This window comes from Acidobacteriota bacterium, assembly GCA_022340665.1.
Lineage (GTDB): Bacteria > Acidobacteriota > Thermoanaerobaculia > Thermoanaerobaculales > Sulfomarinibacteraceae > Sulfomarinibacter.
The window spans coordinates 43,382-60,350 of record JAJDNM010000054.1 but is presented as its reverse complement, the minus strand read 5'-3'; the positions used below and the strand labels follow the sequence as shown (position 1 = coordinate 60,350).

Annotated in this window: 16 protein-coding genes; 15 read left to right on the top strand and 1 reads right to left on the bottom strand. The window is 61.2% G+C overall.

The genetic code is table 11. The annotated features are described in order from the left end of the window. From LJE93_07435 to LJE93_07375, 13 genes are all read left to right on the top strand, one after another. Window positions 1-339 (top strand): NADH-quinone oxidoreductase subunit A (locus tag LJE93_07435; protein ID MCG6948726.1); only part of this gene is annotated, 339 nt, incomplete at its 5' end. Continuing rightward, on the top strand, window positions 336-866 hold the full coding sequence (nuoE, locus tag LJE93_07430) for an NADH-quinone oxidoreductase subunit NuoE (GenBank protein ID MCG6948725.1): 531 nt from the start codon (window positions 336-338) through the stop codon (window positions 864-866). The genes LJE93_07435 and nuoE, both read left to right, overlap by 4 nt. Continuing rightward, window positions 863-2,179, top strand: coding sequence for an NADH-quinone oxidoreductase subunit NuoF (gene nuoF, locus LJE93_07425; protein ID MCG6948724.1), 1,317 nt, complete (start codon window positions 863-865; stop codon window positions 2,177-2,179). The genes nuoE and nuoF overlap by 4 nt, the downstream gene beginning before the upstream one ends. Before the next feature lie 9 nt (window positions 2,180-2,188). Then, window positions 2,189-3,778, top strand: coding sequence for a (2Fe-2S)-binding protein (locus LJE93_07420; protein MCG6948723.1), 1,590 nt, complete (start codon window positions 2,189-2,191; stop codon window positions 3,776-3,778). Further along, window positions 3,768-4,820 carry an NADH-quinone oxidoreductase subunit NuoH gene (gene nuoH, locus LJE93_07415; GenBank protein ID MCG6948722.1) on the top strand — a complete coding sequence of 351 codons (1,053 nt, stop codon included), beginning with the start codon at window positions 3,768-3,770 and terminating at the stop codon, window positions 4,818-4,820. Before LJE93_07420 ends, nuoH begins: the two co-directional genes overlap by 11 nt. 10 nt (window positions 4,821-4,830) lie before the next feature. Continuing rightward, window positions 4,831-5,334, top strand: coding sequence for an NADH-quinone oxidoreductase subunit J (locus tag LJE93_07410; protein MCG6948721.1), 504 nt, complete (start codon window positions 4,831-4,833; stop codon window positions 5,332-5,334). Further along, the gene (nuoK, locus tag LJE93_07405; GenBank protein MCG6948720.1) at window positions 5,331-5,678 is read left to right on the top strand and encodes an NADH-quinone oxidoreductase subunit NuoK; all 348 of its coding nucleotides are present in this window, start codon (window positions 5,331-5,333) and stop codon (window positions 5,676-5,678) included. The genes LJE93_07410 and nuoK overlap by 4 nt, the downstream gene beginning before the upstream one ends. A 9-nt stretch (window positions 5,679-5,687) precedes the next feature. Further along, window positions 5,688-7,679 (top strand): NADH-quinone oxidoreductase subunit L, encoded by a 1,992-nt coding sequence (nuoL, locus tag LJE93_07400; GenBank protein ID MCG6948719.1) that lies wholly within the window; start codon window positions 5,688-5,690, stop codon window positions 7,677-7,679. A 10-nt stretch (window positions 7,680-7,689) separates the two neighbouring features. Continuing rightward, window positions 7,690-9,186, top strand: coding sequence for an NADH-quinone oxidoreductase subunit M (locus tag LJE93_07395; GenBank protein ID MCG6948718.1), 1,497 nt, complete (start codon window positions 7,690-7,692; stop codon window positions 9,184-9,186). Between the two features lie 15 nt (window positions 9,187-9,201). After that, a complete protein-coding gene (locus LJE93_07390; protein MCG6948717.1) occupies window positions 9,202-10,650 on the top strand; it encodes an NADH-quinone oxidoreductase subunit N in 1,449 nt (482 codons plus the stop codon). A 3-nt stretch (window positions 10,651-10,653) separates the two neighbouring features. Next, complete coding sequence (locus LJE93_07385; GenBank protein ID MCG6948716.1) at window positions 10,654-11,313, top strand: redox-sensing transcriptional repressor Rex; 660 nt, start codon at window positions 10,654-10,656, stop codon at window positions 11,311-11,313. A 92-nt stretch (window positions 11,314-11,405) separates the two neighbouring features. Continuing rightward, window positions 11,406-13,097, top strand: coding sequence for a protein kinase (locus tag LJE93_07380; GenBank protein MCG6948715.1), 1,692 nt, complete (start codon window positions 11,406-11,408; stop codon window positions 13,095-13,097). Between the two features lie 58 nt (window positions 13,098-13,155). After that, window positions 13,156-14,790, top strand: coding sequence for a tetratricopeptide repeat protein (locus LJE93_07375; protein MCG6948714.1), 1,635 nt, complete (start codon window positions 13,156-13,158; stop codon window positions 14,788-14,790). Window positions 14,791-14,829: 39 nt separating this feature from the next. Here LJE93_07375 and LJE93_07370 read toward each other — a convergent pair whose 3' ends face one another. Continuing rightward, complete coding sequence (locus LJE93_07370) at window positions 14,830-15,990, bottom strand: glycosyltransferase (GenBank protein MCG6948713.1); 1,161 nt, start codon at window positions 15,988-15,990, stop codon at window positions 14,830-14,832. Between the two features lie 168 nt (window positions 15,991-16,158). Here LJE93_07370 and LJE93_07365 point away from each other — a divergent pair, with 168 nt between their 5' ends. Continuing rightward, window positions 16,159-16,440, top strand: a complete 282-nt coding sequence (locus LJE93_07365; protein ID MCG6948712.1) for a hypothetical protein — start codon at window positions 16,159-16,161, stop codon at window positions 16,438-16,440. Between the two features lie 32 nt (window positions 16,441-16,472). Beyond that, window positions 16,473-16,841: a response regulator gene (locus LJE93_07360; protein ID MCG6948711.1), complete on the top strand. Its 369-nt coding sequence runs from the start codon at window positions 16,473-16,475 to the stop codon at window positions 16,839-16,841. Window positions 16,842-16,969: the final 128 nt, after the last annotated feature.

Genomic DNA, 16,969 nt, shown 5'->3' with positions numbered 1-16,969 from the left:
GCGGCACTGCTCGGACAGCGTACCCGCCAGCGCTCGGCCGCCAAGACAGAGGTCTACGAGTCCGGCGTACCACTCATCGATCGCGCGCACAAGCGAATCTCGGTCAAGTTCTATCTCGTCGCCCTCGTTTTCGTGGTTCTCGACATCGAGGTCGCGTTTCTCTATCCCTGGGCCATCAATTATCGGTCGTTGGTTGGAAACGGCTCGCTCGTACCATTCTGGGAAATTGTGGCGTTTCTCACCCTCCTCGTTTTTGCCTACCTCTACCTCTGGCGAAAGGGTGTCTTCGACTGGGGTCGCAGACGCACCGGCCAACTCGAGGAGGGTCCGAAGGAGTGACCGAGATATCCACCGAACCGCTCATCGTTGCTCCGGCAGACGAGATCGCCTCGGTCGAGTTCGACGAAGCCATGGAAACCGAGATCCGTTCGACTCTCGAGCGCTACCCCGATCCTGCTGCGGCCCTGCTCCCGGTGCTCTGGCTCTGCCAGGAGAGGTGGGGTTGGATATCAGCTGGAGTCATGGAGGCGGTCGCCAACCGGCTCGACCTTTCCCCGGCCTTCGTCGAAGGCGTCGTCGGCTTCTACACGATGTACCGCATCAAACCCCCGGGGAAATACCTGCTCCAGGTTTGTTCAACTTTGTCGTGCCAGCTCTGCGGGACCTCCGAGCTTGTCAGTCACCTCAAGCAGAAGCTCGCCATCGACTTCGGCGAAACGACGGCCGACGGTCTCTTCACTCTGATTGACGTGCAGTGTCTCGGCGCCTGCGGGGAGGCGCCGGTGATCCAGATCAACTCTGATTACCATACCGAGCTCTCGATAGAGAAAATCGACAGGCTCCTCGAACGATTGGCCTCTCGATGACTCAACCGATTCTCCTACGGGCGCGCGAGGTCAAGAACTCTCGGGCAATATCTACCTATCTTCGGCTGGGCGGATATTCGGCCATCCAGAAGGCCCTCGGAATGAGTCGGCTCGACGTGATCGAGGAGGTGAAGGCGTCAGGAGTGCGCGGACGTGGTGGTGCGGGCTTCCCGGCAGGTGTCAAGTGGGGCTTCGTGCCGAAGGATTCTCCCAAGCCGAAGTACATGATCTGCAACGCCGACGAGTCGGAGCCCGGGACCTTCAAGGATCGGGAGCTCATCCTCGTCGACCCGCACATGATTCTCGAGGGAATCGCGATCGCGTCATATGCAATCGGCTCGAATACCGCCTACATCTACATCCGGGGAGAGTTCGCCGAGGAGGCCAGAATTCTCGAAACTGCAATCGCCGAAGCACGGCGCAAGGAGTTCCTCGGCAAGAACATCCTCGGGAGTGGCTTCGATCTCGATATTCACATCCACCGTGGAGCAGGCGCCTACATCTGCGGCGAGGAGACCGCCCTGATCGAGTCGATCGAGGGCAAGCGGGGCCAGCCGCGGCTCAAGCCTCCGTTCCCGGCAGTCGTCGGCCTGTTCGGGTGTCCCACGGTGGTCAACAACGTCGAAACCTTGGCCTGCGTGCCGCACATCATCGAGCACGGCGCCAGTTGGTTCGCGGGCATCGGCACCGAACGCAGCACCGGAACGAAGCTCTTCAGCGTTTCTGGCCACGTCGAGCGCCCAGGGGTCTATGAGGTGCCGATGGGCACGACCTTCCGCGAGATCATCGAGCGCCATTGCGGTGGAATTCGCGATGGAAGAGGGCTCAAAGCCTTCATCCCCGGCGGTTCGTCAGCGCCGGTACTGCCCGCCGCACTCGTCGATACGCCCGCCGATTTCGACGCCGTCGCTCAGGCCGGATCGATGCTCGGTTCCGGCGGCGTCATTGTCATGGACGAAACCGTCGACATGGTGTGGGCGCTGGAGAATCTACTCGTCTTCTATGCCCACGAATCCTGCGGCCAGTGCAGTCCCTGCCGTGAGGGCTCGGACTGGGCGGTCGACATCGTGCGCCGAATCCGCAGAGGCAACGGACAGCCGAAAGACATCGAGACTCTACGGAGGATCTCCCGATATGCCAGCCAGGGGATGACGATCTGTCCGTTGGGCGACGCCTTCTGCGGTCCGATAACGAGCTTCCTCGATCATTTCGGTGACGAGTTCGAACGTGCGATTGCCGAAGGCTCATTCGAGCAATCCAATGTGCAGCCGATCCTGCCGGTCCGTTCCGACACGGCGCTGTTCGGAGGGTAGGGTGGGCCAATGGTGATCTTGACCATCGACGGCGTGGAAGTCACTGTTGCCGAGGGTGTCAATCTCGTCCAGGCGGCCAAGGCGGCTGGCATCGAAATCCCCACGTATTGCTACCACCCCGGTCTGAGCGTCGTCGGACAGTGTCGCATCTGTTTCGTGGAAGTCGAAGGTATGCCCCGATTGGTGACCGCCTGCTCGACTCCGGTTCAGCCTGAGATGGTGGTGCACACCGCCTCTGACCGCGTCGTCGAGGCGCGGGCGGCGGTGATGGAGTTTCTGCTCGAGAACCACCCCCTCGACTGTCCGGTCTGCGATCAGGCCGGAGAGTGCGGACTCCAGGACTATTCGGTCGAACACGGCCTCGACACCACCCACATGGTCGACAAGCGGCGGACCTATCCCGGATTCGAACGACGAAAGATCGGGCCGCACGTTGTTCAGAACCAGAATCGCTGCATCCACTGCACGCGCTGCATACGATTCACCCAGGAGATCGCCGAAACCGGAGATCTGACGATGAAATCCCGGGGGAACCACTCCTACATCGACACTTTTGACGGGCAGCCCTTGGACAACCCGTGGTCGGCCTGCGTCGCCGACGTCTGTCCGGTTGGGGCGCTCACAGTCGACGAATTCCGCTTCAGGGCCAGAGTCTGGCACCTCGATGAGACCGAGAGCATCTGTCCCGGATGCAGCATTGGCTGCAACGTCTTGCTCGGCCACCTCGGCGGCACCATCCACCGATTCGTGCCGAGAGAGAATCTCGACGTCAACGGATGGTGGATGTGCGATTTCGGCAGGTTTCTCGCTGAAGGGCTCAATCGGCGCGATGTCGATCGTCCCCTGTTGCACACCGAAAGCGAGGAGCGGCGGGTTTCCTGGCAGGCCGCCATCTCCGAAGTGGCCAGCTGGCTGCTGCAGGGAACACAACCGCTCGTGCTCGCCTCCGCAGATTTCAGCAACGAGACCCTCTATGCCATCCGCCGGCATCTGGTCGACATACACCGGTTGGAGGTCGTCGTTCCGGTCTTCGCAGGCGAGGCTCGCAGCATCAAGAACGGCCATGGGGAATGGATCTCGAGCGTGGACTCACACTCGAACTCGACCGGAGCCCGACGCCTCGGCCTGACCACCATCGACGTCTCGGAAATCGACAGCCTTGTGTGCGATCGTACCGGTCCGGTGCTCGTCCTCGACGCTCATGCGGCTCCCTGGCTGATGTCGGACGGAGCTCGGCATCTCGCTGCCGGCAGGAGCGTGGCGGTGCTCGCGAGGTACCGCACACCCCTGGTCGACGCAGCGTCTATTGTCTTGCCGCTCGCGTCCTGGGCCGAAACCGAGGGCACCTATACCTCGTCCACCGGGAGAGTGCAGTTCGCGGCGAGAGCTCTGCCTCCGCGCGGCCAGGCGCGTCCGGCGTGGTCGGTAGTGAATCACCTGGCCTTCGAGCTTGGAGAGGCCGAAGAAACGGAGACCTCGCCGCGCGTCCTGTTCACGGAGATGGCAGCGACCATGCCGGCGTTCTCTGGCATGACCTGGCGCCGCCTATCGACCGAGGGAAGCATTCCGATCAACGAGGAGGTCCGGCGTGTGGACTGAGGTCGTGTTGGTCGGCGTGAAGCTCGCCTTTGTTCTTGCCGTGATGCTGACCACGGTTCCGATCATGGTGTGGGTCGAGCGGCGAGGATCGGCCCTGATTCAGGATCGTCTCGGACCGAACCGGGTCGGTCCTTTCGGTCTCCTACAACCGGTGATCGATGTCGTCAAGCTGTTGACCAAGGAGAATCTCAGGCCCGAAGGAGTCAACACCTTCCTCTTCCTGCTGGCACCGGCGATCGCCATCGCCATCTCGCTCAGCACCTTCATCGCCATCCCCTTTGCTCAGGACGCTGACCTCGAAGTTTTCGGCACGCCGGTGGACGGTTTCATCGTCGCTCCCGACCTCAACATCGGCCTGCTTTACATCTTCGCCATCGCCTCGCTTGGCGTGTATCCGGTGATCCTCGCCGGTTGGGCCTCGAACAGCAAGTATTCGCTCTATGGCGGAATCCGCGCCTCGGCGCAGGCCATTTCCTACGAGCTCGCGATGACGATCGCGGTGGTCGGCGTGCTCATGAGCGCCGGATCGCTCCATCTGCAACAGGTTGTTGACGCCCAGGCAGGGAGTTGGTTCGGAGTGGTACCGCGGTGGAATGTCTTTCCGCAATTGATCGGCGCAGTGACATTCATGGTCGCGGTCTTCGCCGAAACGAACCGCCTGCCCTTCGACCTCCCCGAAGCGGAGGCAGAGCTGGTCGCCGGCTATCACACCGAGTACTCCTCGATGGGATTCGCGGCCTTCTATATGAGCGAATATCTCCACATGATCGTCGCCTCTTCGCTGCTTACAGTGCTCTTCTTCGGAGGATGGCATTTGCCATGGGTCGACGTTCCATTTCACGGCTGGGCAGGAGCAATCGCGTCGATGGCGGTCTTCGCCTTCAAAGTAGCCTTCTTTATGTGGTTCTTCGTCTGGATTCGCTGGACCCTCCCCCGTTTCAGGTATGACCAATTGATGTCCCTCGGCTGGAAGGTGATGGTTCCCCTGGCCACACTCAACTTTCTCTGGGTCGCTGTCGGCCTCGCCGTCGGCTTCTTCTAGGCGGTAGACGATGGTGACCTATGCTTTCCTCGTTGCAGCAGCCATCGCGGTGGTCTTCGCGATCCTTGCAGTGGTGCCTCGAAACCCAATCACCAACGTCCTTTCCCTGGTGGTGCTGTTCTTTGCCATGGCTGGAATATTCGCCATGCTCGGAATGGATTTCCTGGCTGCGATCCAGGTGATCGTTTACTCCGGCGCGATCCTAGTTCTCTTTCTGTTCGTCATCATGCTCCTCAACATCCGCCGGGTTGAAGCCTTCGGCAGTGGCCGGCCATGGCAGGCCCTGATCGGCACCCTGGTAGCCGCAGGGATCGGGGCGACTCTCCTGGTGATCGCCGGTCTCCTCGTTCCGGAGCACGGGTCACCGCTGCCCGGAGCTGTCGAGAGTGGGACCGCCTTCCCGATCGGCCGGGCTCTTTTGAGCACGCACCTCTTCGTGTTCGAGTTCATCACTCTGCTTTTGGTGGCGGCGATCATTGGTGCGGTGTATCTCGGAAGGAGAGATGAAGGTTGACACCGGCCGATGTCGTCCCCATCCCTTACACCTGGGTGCTGGCCCTGTCGGCAGTTCTCTTCGCCATCGGCGCCGTCGGCGTCCTGCTTCGCCGAAACGGCATCGCGATTTTCCTGTCACTGGAAATCATGCTCAACTCCGCGAACCTCGCCTTCGGCGCGTTCGCCTATCGCTTTGCCACAGCGCACACCACCGCCGCAGCCGCGGTGGACGGCCAGGTGTTCGTGTTTTTCGTGATCGCCGTCGCAGCCGCGGAGGCCGCCGTCGGACTCGCTCTGTTCATCGCGCTCAATCGCCTCAAGGGAACCATCGATGTCGATCGGGCAAACATTCTGCGCTGGTAGGGGGGATTGATGCTTGGTTATCTCTGGCTCATCCCGATCCTCTGCCTCGCAGGGGCAGTGGTCAACCTCCTGCTCGGTGCCTTCAAGGCACGGAAGATCATTGTCACGGTGGTCGGTGTCGGTTCAGTCGGAGCTGCGACGGTGGCGACATACGCGGCACTGTGGGAGTACCTGCACCAGCCTCACGCGGAGATCATCGAACAGTATTTCACGTGGATATCCGCCGGAGAGATCACGGTTAACGCTTCGTGCCGACTCGATCCTCTGTCCGCCGTCATGCTCGCCTTCGTCACCCTTGTTGGATTCCTGATTCACGTGTACTCCGTTGGCTACATGGACTCGGAAAGTGAAGCGGGCTACGCGCGCTACTTCTCCTACCTCAACCTCTTCATGTTCGCGATGCTTTTGCTGGTACTCGGGTCGAACCTGCCGGTACTCTTCGTCGGTTGGGAGGGCGTTGGCCTCTGCTCATACCTCCTGATCGGCTACTACTACGAACAGAAATGGTGCGCGGCAGCCGGTAGCAAGGCGTTCATCGTCAACCGTATCGGAGACCTCGGTTTTCTGCTCGCGATCTTCACGACCTTCGCGGTCTTCGGGAGCGTCGAATTCAGTGAGATCTTCAGCGCCGCCGCCGGATCTCCCGATCAATACGCAGGTGCAGCAACCGTGATCGCCCTGCTCCTGTTCGTCGGCGCCATCGGCAAATCCGCGCAGATTCCTCTCTACGTGTGGCTTCCCGATGCCATGGCCGGGCCGACTCCAGTGTCGGCGCTCATTCACGCCGCGACCATGGTCACCGCCGGCGTTTATATCGTGGTTCGCTGCAACGTGTTCTTCAGATTAAGCCCGACCGCGATGATCGTCGTCGCCTGCATTGGCGGCTTGACGGCGATCTTTGCAGCCACCATCGGTCTCGTGCAGAACGACATCAAGAAGGTCCTCGCCTATTCGACTGTTTCACAGCTCGGCTACATGTTCCTTGCAGCCGGAGTCGGTGCTTTCACCGCGGCCATCTTCCACGTTGTCACTCACGCCTTCTTCAAGGCCTGCCTCTTCCTCGGGTCGGGTTCCGTGATCCACGCCAATTCGGGCGAACAGGACATGACCCGGATGGGTGGTCTGAGAAAATACATGCCGACCACCTACTGGACCTTTCTCGCCGGGACCCTGGCCATCGCGGGCATCCCGGTGTTTGCCGGTTTCTTCTCGAAGGACGAAATCCTCGCGCGCGCCTTCGCCGCCGGAGCTACCGACCTGAACGGTTTCGGCGACACGTATCGCCTCTTGTGGCTCCTCGCACTGGCGGGCGCTCTCCTGACAGCCTTCTACATGTTTCGCGCCGTCTACATGACCTTCCACGGGTCATTTCGTGGGGACGACACGGCGCGGGATCACCTCCACGAGTCGCCGACGAGCATGACGTTTCCGCTCGCAGTTTTAGGAGTGCTTTCGGTCGTCGGCGGTTTCATCGGGTTCCCCGGCCAACTGGTGCATAAGACGGGGTGGAATCTGATCGAGAATTTCCTCCACCCGGTGTTCCCGAAGCTGGGCGATACCGCCTCTCACGCAGCTGCGGATGCGGCGGAACACGCAACCCATGGAGTCAGCACGGGTACCGAATGGCTACTAGTCGGCATTTCGGTGGCGGTCGCAGTCATCGGGTGGCTGGTGGCGAGACGGTTCTATACCGGTGACCATGCATTCGAGTTGCCGCGCAAGCTCGCCGAACGGTTGCCGTTCCTGCACAAGCTCCTGTTCAACAAGTACTGGGTCGACGAGATATACGATGCGTTGATCGTCAGACCAATCCATCGCCTCGCCAACTTCCTGTGGAAGGTGGTCGACGAACTCATCATCGACACTCTTTTCATCAACGGCGCCGCATTCACGGTCGAGCTGACCGGCGACGTGTTGCGCTTCGTACAAACCGGCAATGTGCGGAACTACGCGCTTGCCGTGGCCATCGCCGTGCTCGCGTTGGCGGTATTCCTGTGGTGATGGGGGGCACGTGCTGAAGGACCACCTGCTCACCGTCGTAACACTCGGACCGACCGTTTTCGCGATCATCCTGCTCTTCATCCCGATGCAGTACAAACGGGTGCACAGGGTCGTCACACTGACTGTCACCACCCTGATGTTCGCCGTATCCACGGGACTGTGGGCCAGATTCGACCCGGATGATCCTGGCTTCCAGTTCGTCGACCAGTTTCCCTGGGTGCCGCAATTCGGAATCACCTTTCACATCGGCGTCGACGGCATCTCTCTCCTGCTGGTCCTGCTCACCACGCTACTGCTCCCGGTAGTCGTGCTCGCCGCCTGGTCGCTGAACATCGAGCACATCAAATCCCTCCATATCACCTTCCTGCTCCTCACGACGGGAATGATCGGCACCTTTGTTTCTCTCGATCTCTTCCTGTTCTATATCTTCTGGGAGATCACGCTTATCCCGATGTACTTCATCATCGGGGTCTGGGGGGGCCCCCGGCGCATCTACGCCGCCGTCAAGTTCTTCATCTTCACGATGGCCGGTTCGGTCCTCATGCTGGTCGCGATCCTCTATCTCGCGTGGTTCCACCACGAGCAGACGGGGGCATGGTCCTATGACTACATTGACCTGCTCACCACGGCTCCGTTGCTGCCGATTGGCGGAGGGTTGTCCGCGCCCGGGCTCCTTGTTTTCGCGGCCTTCGCTCTCGCCTTCGCCATCAAGGTACCTCTCTTCCCGCTACACACCTGGCTGCCCGATGCCCATGTGGAGGCGCCAACCACCGGGTCGGTAATCCTGGCTGGAGTGCTCCTCAAGATGGGCACGTACGGTTTCCTACGATTTAATCGTGCCCTCCTGCCGGACGCCTGGGATGTCTTCGCACCTTTTCTGATGGTGCTGGCGGTGATCGGCATCGTCTACGGCGCTCTGATTGCGATGGTTCAGCCGGATATAAAGAAGCTCGTCGCCTACTCTTCCGTCAGCCATCTCGGTTTCGTCGTCCTCGGTCTGGTCGCCGGGACGCAAGCATCGACCCAGGGCGCGATCCTGCAGATGGTCAACCACGGACTCACGACCGGCGCCCTCTTCCTGATGGTCGGCATGCTGTACGAGCGCACCTACACCAGGCTGATCGAGCGCTACGGCGGCCTCGCCAGCGTGATGCCCGTGTATACCGCGATTTTCCTGCTCGTGACCCTCGGTTCGATCGGGTTGCCCGGTCTCAACGGCTTCATCGGAGAGTTCTTGATCCTCGCCGGCGCCTGGGCGGAACACCCTGTCGCAGTCGCGATCGCCGGGCTCGGCATTATCCTTGGAGCTGTCTACATGCTGTGGATGGTGCAGCGCGTGTTCTGGGGACCGTTGGACATCAGGGCCAACGAAGCCCTACCTGACGTCAATCTGCGCGAAATCTTCGTGGTCGCCCCACTGATCGTTCTGATCATCTGGATCGGCGTCCATCCCAACACATTTCTCGAACCGATGGAGGCGTCCGTCCGCCTCCTGCTCACGCGATGATCAGGAGGTAGCATCGTGCCGACGCCCAACCTCGTTGACATCGTCGCCGTAATGCCGCAGATCATCCTGACGATCGCGGCGGGACTCGTGCTGCTGATCGAGGCGTTCCTTCCGGGTCTGCGCCGCACGCTGAACGGCCTGTCTATGATCGCGATCGCCGGTGCCCTGTGGGCGCGTCTCTCCCTCGACCTTCCAGGACCCGTGTGGGCCGGAATGCTCCACGTCGACGGCCTCACCGCGTTCGTCGATGGCTATATCCTGATTGCACTCTTCTTTTCGGTCTGGATCGCCGGGCCGTTCCTTCGTCGCACGAAGAGCGAATACGGTGAGTTCTACGCCCTGATGATGCTTGCCACTGTCGGCGCGATGGTCATGGCCAGCTCTGTCAACCTTCTGCCAATCTTCCTCGGGCTCGAACTCCTCTCGATTCCGCTCTACGTGCTGAACGCTTTTTTGCGGCGACACCAGGCGAGTGTCGAGGCGGGGCTCAAATACTTTGTCGTCGGTGCGTTTGCGTCGGCCTTTGTCGCCTACGGAATGGCGCTCCTCTACGGGGCCTCCGCCTCGATCTCTCTGGTCGATATCAGTCGCCAGGTTGTCGATGTCGGGATTCTCAATCCCCTCGTCGCGGTCGGTCTGGCGATGGTGGTGGGCGGCCTCGCGTTCAAGCTCGCGCTCGTCCCCTGCCACGCCTGGGCACCCGACGTCTACCAGGGCTCCCCGACTCCGGTCACCGCGTTTCTTTCGGTGGTGCCCAAGGGTGCGGCGCTGATCGTGTTGCTGCGAATGGTGGACGGGATGGGCCTGCTCCACATCTCGCCCCGATGGGTGGTAGCGGCGAGCGTGATTGCGGTGGCTTCTCAGACGCTTGGCAATCTGGTCGCTATTGTCCAACGGGACGTCAAGAGAATGCTCGCCTACTCAGGCATCGCTCATATGGGATATGCACTGGTGGCTGTGATAGTCGCGGGTTCAGAGGGGGGCACTGCGGTTCTCGTCTACCTCGCCGCCTACACCCTCATGAACATGGGTGCCTTCGCGTGCGTTGCCCAGCTCTCCGAGCGCGAGGACCGACCCCATCTCATCAGCGACCTGTCCGGACAGGGCTACAACCGACCGGCGGCTGCGCTCGCCCTCACAACCTGTCTCTTCGCCCTCTCGGGCATCCCGCCGTTCATCGGTTTCACCGCCAAGTTCCTCGTCTTCAGGGCGGCTGTCAACGAAGGTTTCATCTGGCTCGCCGTCATAGGTGTCCTCAACTCGCTCTTATCGGTCTTCTACTACGTGCGGGTGATTTTCGTCCTCTACATGCGGCCGCTGCCGGATCGCCCCCCGAATTTCGACCTCACGTTTTCAGTTGCCGCTGCTGCCTCCGTGGCTGCTCTTGGCACATTGCTGCTGGGAATCTACCCAACACCTGTGATGGCAGCCGCACAGGATGCTATTCTCAGTCTCGCGAGGTAGCGCATGGGTGCTTACAAGCGTCATATCGACACCGCAAACATTTCTGAACTCACAATCTCACGGCTTTCCATCTACCTGAGATGCGTGGACCAGCTCCTCGACGAAGGCGTCGAAACAGTCTCCAGCCAGGAGTTGGCACAGAAGTTCAATCTCAACTCGGCGCAGATCCGCAAGGATCTGGCGTACTTCGGAGAGTTCGGGGTGCGCGGAGTCGGCTACAACCTTCGCGAACTCCGCCAGTACGTGATCGAAATCCTGGGACTCGATCGCGAGCGGCGGCTGTTGATCGTGGGGGCCGGCAATCTCGGGAATGCCCTGTGCCACTACTCGGGCCTGTCGGGTGGGAATTTTCTCATCGTCGGCGTTCTCGATTCGGATCCGAGCCGCATCGGCGATGCCACTCCGGGTGGCCTCCTGGTGGAAGATTCAGAGAGGATGAGCGAAATCGTCGCCCAGCGTTCGGTCGATATCGGCATCATCACAACGCCGGCGACCGCCGCTCAGGCGGTGTGCGATCAGATGGTCGAAGCGAGTCTTCGTGCGATCCTCAATTTCGCGCCCGTCCGCGTGCGCGCGCCTGAGGGTGTGCTCGTGAAGACCGTCGACCTCAAGGTCCACCTCGAGGAACTGTGCTTCTTCCTCGCCCACTCCACCAAGGAATGATCGCCGGACCGTCAGAGAAGGCTCAATGAATGCCGTGATTTGGCTGTAGCTCTCTGTAGCTTCCCGACACCGATTCCTATACAGTAGGCTCCATGGATTCGCCGGAGAAGATCGGTAAATACGAGGTCATCGAGCAGATCGCCGTTGGTGGTTTCGGCGTCATCTACAAGGGTTGGGACCCCTTCATCAAGCGAAAGGTCGCCATCAAGATGTGCGCAACTCCCGACGAAGAGGTGCGCCAGCGCTTTCAGCAGGAGGCGGAGTTCGTCGGCAACCTCGTACACCGCAACATCACGCTCGTTTTCGACTTCGGGGTCGAGGACAAGGTCCCGTACATCGTGCAGGAGTTTCTATCCGGATACGACCTGGACGAACTGCTGAAAGCCGGCGTTCTGAATGACGAAGAGTCGATCGTCTCAATCCTCATGCAGGTCTGCGAAGGGCTGGAATTTGCCCACGAGAAGGGAATCGTTCACAGGGACATCAAGCCATCGAACATCCGGGTCCTCGAAGACGGCACCGTCAAGATCATGGATTTCGGCATTGCCAAGTCGGTGCTCTCGGCCAGCAAACTGACACAAACCGGAATTGCCCTCGGCACCGCCGGCTATCTCGCACCAGAGCAGATTCAGGGGCGCACTATAGATGCCCGCACCGACATCTTCGCGCTTGGAGTTGTCGCCTACGAGCTCGTCACCGGAAGCCGTCCGTTCGAGAGCGGGACCCTGTCAAATGTTCTTTACAAGATCCTCAACGACGAGCCGGAGTACCCACCCAATGTGGACAGCCGCTGCTCCGAGGAGCTCCAGGCTGTCATCCGGCGGTGCATGGCGAAAGAACCCGACGAGCGTTATCAAAGTGCCGCGGATATGTTAGAGGCCCTCCGCAGAATCTCTCCGGCCTCCGTGCCCGACGCCACATCGACCAAGGATCTCTCGACAGGCGTTCTGCGGCGCGCAATGCGGGAGATGCCGACCTCGTCAGGGAGCTTCGAACAAACCACCCGTCGCGTGGCGACCCCTCAATCGCAACCGAAGCCGCCGGATTCGCCGTCGACGCCACAAAACACCAAGCTCCAAAGGACGCCAGAGGTCCATGATGACGACACTGGGCGGCGTAGCCCCTTCCTCTTCATCTTCATCGCACTCCTTTTACTGTTGATTGCCGCCGCAGCCACCCTCTACTTTTCGGAAAGGGCGCAACAGCTGGTGTTCGGAGATGCCGGTCCGCCGTGGGTTCCCACTCCGACGCCTACCGCAACCCCGACCTCGACACCTACACCGACGGGCACGGCAACTGCAACCGCGACCCAAACGCCGATCCCCAGTCCAACGCCCACGCCGGCGCCGGTGCGCGTGCGGCTGATCATCGATCCTCCTGCAAAGGTCACAATCGATGGGCGTCCATTCCGGAGCGGCCGGACGCCAGGCGGATCGATCTCCCTGATGCCGGGACAACACACATTTACCTTGTCACTTCCGGATTTTCCGACGCGGACCCTGACCCGCGAAGTCACACCGTCCACGACCACCCTGTCGCTCACCCTCGAGGTCGGTCTACTCACAGTCACAGTGGATCCGGAACGGGCCCCTCCGGGTGGGATCGCGTATCTGGACGGAAATACACTGGGGCCAGTGCCACTGGTTCGGCACAAGGTACCCGCCGGAGAACACCAGTTGGTGGTCAGATGGAGCGGTCAGGAGCCGTTCAGAAAGCGGATCGTCATCCCCCGCCTCCCGAGCCCGGCGCTGATCGTGCCGTCGGTAGCACCCCCGAAAAACTGAGCCTCGTGGCATCGAGGCGATGGTTGCCGACTTCAACCAATGACGCTAGAGTAAACCCATGTTTGCGCTATTGCTTCGATCCGTAGCAGGCACCCTGGCTTTATTGCTCCTTCTCCCGACAACGGGCCTGGCACAATCCGTGACGCCGAGCGAAGAGCTCGCCCTCCAGGCCTATCGTCAGGGCGAAATCGACCGCGCAGTCGATCTCTACACCAAGGCGTTGTCAGAGACCGAGGATCCGAATCACCGTGCGCGTTTACAGGTGCAGATCGCGTGGAACTTGTTTTTTCTCGGTCGTACCGAGGAGGTCAGGACCCACCTCAGAGCGGCGCTGGTCGAGGACCCGAATCTGGCCCTCGACGACGCCTACTACAGCCAGGAATTCCTCGATCTCTACGAAAGAGCGAGACGAACGAACTTCGAGAACGCGGCCAACGACGGCGCACCGCCGCCTGACCTCGAGGCAACAGTCGCCGGCATCAATGACCGGATCAGCCAAGGGGTCGACCTCGAGGGCGCACTCGTCGATGTTGATCGGCTCATCGCGGCGTACCCCCGCGACGGTCGCCTGGTCCCCCTGAAGGTCGAGATCCTCCGCCAGCTCGGCAGAGCGGAAGAAGCCGAAAGTGTCAGTCGCTCGCACGGGACCGTTGTCGGGGATGCGGCCGTCGACGAAGCGTATTCGGTGCCCGACCTCATTCTTCGCGCCAACCGCCTTCTCGAGGGAGGCGACGCAACCACCGCGCTCGAGCTCGCGAGACAGGCGGTGAACCGCCAGCCCAGCAATTCCTACGCTCTCGAGCTAATGGCCGAGGCCGCGATGCAGACGGCTGACTGGAAATCGGCGGAGTTCGCCCTCAAATCCGCGCTCGGGTTGCAGCCCGACAATATCGGGCTCAAGCTCCGTCTCGGTGAGGTCTATTTGGCGACCTTCGAAGCTTCCGCTGCCCGCGACATCTTCAAATCCCTGACCGAGGCCTATCCCACATCAGATCGCGCCTGGGCATCCCTGGGTCTCCTCGAAGCGAGGCTCCACAACAACGAGCGCGCCCTCGATGCCCTCGATCACGCTCTTGCGGAGAACCCCATGCTCCCGGCCGTGCAACTCGCCAACGGAGAGCTGCTGCTGGTTGAGGGTGACTATGACGGGGCTCTCGAGTCGTTGGAGGCGGCCGCGAAGCTGATGCCCAACGACCCGCATCTCGCGGCTCGATACGGTCAGGCCCTGCTCGCAGCGGGCAGGAGCCAGGAGGCCCTCCCAAGTCTTCAGGCAGCCGTAGCGGGAGGATTCGGCCCGGACGACGTGCAACGCTCGCTGGCCCTCGCTCTGGCGTTGGACGGGAAATACTCCGAGAGCCTCCGCGTCCTCGATGCGGTCACCACAGCGGGTGACGGCGACCAAGACATCGTCGCCGGATACGTGAAGCTCAGCAGAGGGCAGTATGAAGACGCCGAGATGATCGTTGCCTCCGTCGTCAACAACCGTCCGAACGATCCTGCGTCCATCAATCTCCTCGCCTCGAGCGTTTACCCTCAATCAAGGTACGGGGATGCGGTAATTCTCCTCGAGCGAGCGTACGAAATCGATCCCGCCCTCGTCATTGTGGCCCAGAATCTCGAAAAGGCGCGGGCTGCAGCTGCCGCGGTGGCGCTCGCGGACAGCGCCCGGCCGGTCAAGGCCCTGCCCCAGTAGTACTCAACCCGTCAGCCCCCATTGTTCATGAGGTCTCGATCAGAGCGATTCCAGAAAGCCGACCATCGTCGCCGCTGCTTGAGCCGGCCGGTGATTTTCCTCGTATGCGCGGCGCGCTGCGACCCTGCGCCCATCCCAACGCTCATCGCGCTCGGCCGCGAAAGCGATCAACCGCGCGATCTCGGCAGCCGCAGACGGGCCGGGCGTTATGCGCGGCGCCGCCTCCTCCGGCCATTCCAGGAACTGGTGTTGCCCTCCGACTGCCACCGGCGTACCTGCGGCCAAAAACCGTACCGCAGCCGCAGAAGTCTCCCCGGCTGACGGCGTCCTCAGCACGATGCCGAGATCCGCGGCCGCAGGAATCGACCGCATTTCTTCTGATTTCACCCAACCGGCAAAGGACACTGAGTCTGCCACATCGACCGCACTCGCAGCTGCCATCAGACCTTCACCACCGCGACCCTCACCGACCACCAATAGGTGGGCGTTGACCCCCGCCTGTCTGGCGGTCGCGAAGCCCGTGAGAATCGCCTCGAGACCTTTCTCCGGCGTCATGAAACCGAGGTGCATGAGCACCGTTTGGTCTTCGGCGATCCCGTGCGCCTGCCGCACCATCCCCCTGTCGATCGGGCCCGGGTCAGCGACCGCGAGTCCCGTGAGCCCAACACGAAGGTCCGGAAATTCCTTCCGCAGCACATCCCGGCCCCATCGCGAATGGACGATAGCTCCGTTCAAACCTTCGACGAAAGCTGACCGGGCGGGAAACAGAAATGGATCTCTCTGACCGGTCAGGCCGAAGCGTCGGGCGGCGCCGAGGGCGGCGCCGGAATCGCCGTGAGCGACCCGAAGCCCCTTCCCGAGGTCGTCACTCTCCTCGCCTGACGATTCGACGAGCAAGTGGTGGAGCACCAGATCGTGCATGACCGCTACCGTGTTCCGAGCTTTCAGGCGATCGAGCAGCCACAGGTGATGCGGGTTGTTTCCGAGGTGGATCAGCGACACCTCGTCCTCGTGTGCGGGGGTGTCGAATGGTACGAACTCGACACCGGGGCCCAGCGAACCCGGTTCCGGGGGGGATGCATCCGGAGGCGTCAACACTCTGAGACGGGCCAGAGCTCCGATTTCGGGAAGCAGCTCGACAGCGTAATCGCTGACACCGGAACGCGTCGGCGGCAAGGGCGAACCCCAGAGGATCCTCATGGGAGAAAACTACCACACGGCGACCGGACGAATGTTGAAATTTGAATTTTGAATTCTCAGTTCTCAATTCCCCTCCGTCCCCCAGTTCTCAGGGAGGGTGGGCGGCAAATTCGAATTTCGAAATCCGAAATTCGAAATGCGGATTTGATCACAGGCTATGATCAAAAGGTGAAACCAGGGCGCTTCATCCTCATCGTCATCTACATGGGCTACATGGTCAACGCCGGCCTGATGCTCATTCTCCTGCCTTGGTCGCGGGCCTGGGGACTGCTGCTGACTCGATTTCCGATCTCAATCGCCAGCTATCTCGATGCCCCGTGGTTTCGAGGACTACTGAGCGCATTCGGCGTCCTTCATCTCGTCATGGTTACCTGGGAACTCATCAACCCGACCCTGCTGAGCCCTCAGTCCGACTCCGGTACGCAACCTCATGAGAACGCAGGGCCTTGATCTGGTGGTGTTGAAGGCCTAAACTCTCGAACGTGGGGCGCCGCGTACTGATCGTCGACGATGAGCCATATATTCGGCGGATACTGTCATTCAAGCTCCGCCGAGAGGGATTCGCGACCTTCGAGGCCGCATCTGCCGAGGACGCGGAGCACCTTCTCGGCGAAAACGAGGTCGATCTCGTGCTGCTCGACGTCGCTCTTTCGACCCCGACCAACGGCTTCGACCTCGCTGCACGCCTCCGGCGGAACGCAAAAACGCAGCATCTCCCGGTCATCATGCTGACCGCGCGGGGATTCGCCTCGGACGTTCTCCGGGGCCGCGAGGTGGGTGCCGTCGGCTACATCACCAAGCCTTTCACGTCGGAAGAGGTCATCCGGCGCGTACGATCGTTCCTCGGCTAGCGCGCGTCTTGCAGAGGGGAAAGGCGGACCTGCCCTCCCCTCCTCTCCTTTTCCCCCTTTTCTGCTCGGCGATCCTCTGCGCCACCTCCTTGACGCAATTGGCCTCCCCGCGTAGGCTCACAAGCCGT

Bases quoted from the DNA above. Each gene is read 5' to 3' on its own strand.
- nuoF (MCG6948724.1), top strand. From the start codon at position 863: ATGACTCAACCGATTCTCCTACGGGCGCGCGAGGTCAAGAACTCTCGG.
- LJE93_07420 (MCG6948723.1), top strand. From the start codon at position 2,189: ATGGTGATCTTGACCATCGACGGCGTGGAAGTCACTGTTGCCGAGGGT.
- LJE93_07410 (MCG6948721.1), top strand. From the start codon at position 4,831: ATGGTGACCTATGCTTTCCTCGTTGCAGCAGCCATCGCGGTGGTCTTC.
- nuoL (MCG6948719.1), top strand. From the start codon at position 5,688: ATGCTTGGTTATCTCTGGCTCATCCCGATCCTCTGCCTCGCAGGGGCA.
- LJE93_07385 (MCG6948716.1), top strand. From the start codon at position 10,654: ATGGGTGCTTACAAGCGTCATATCGACACCGCAAACATTTCTGAACTC.
- LJE93_07380 (MCG6948715.1), top strand. From the start codon at position 11,406: ATGGATTCGCCGGAGAAGATCGGTAAATACGAGGTCATCGAGCAGATC.
- LJE93_07375 (MCG6948714.1), top strand. From the start codon at position 13,156: ATGTTTGCGCTATTGCTTCGATCCGTAGCAGGCACCCTGGCTTTATTG.
- LJE93_07370 (MCG6948713.1), bottom strand. From the start codon at position 15,990: ATGAGGATCCTCTGGGGTTCGCCCTTGCCGCCGACGCGTTCCGGTGTC.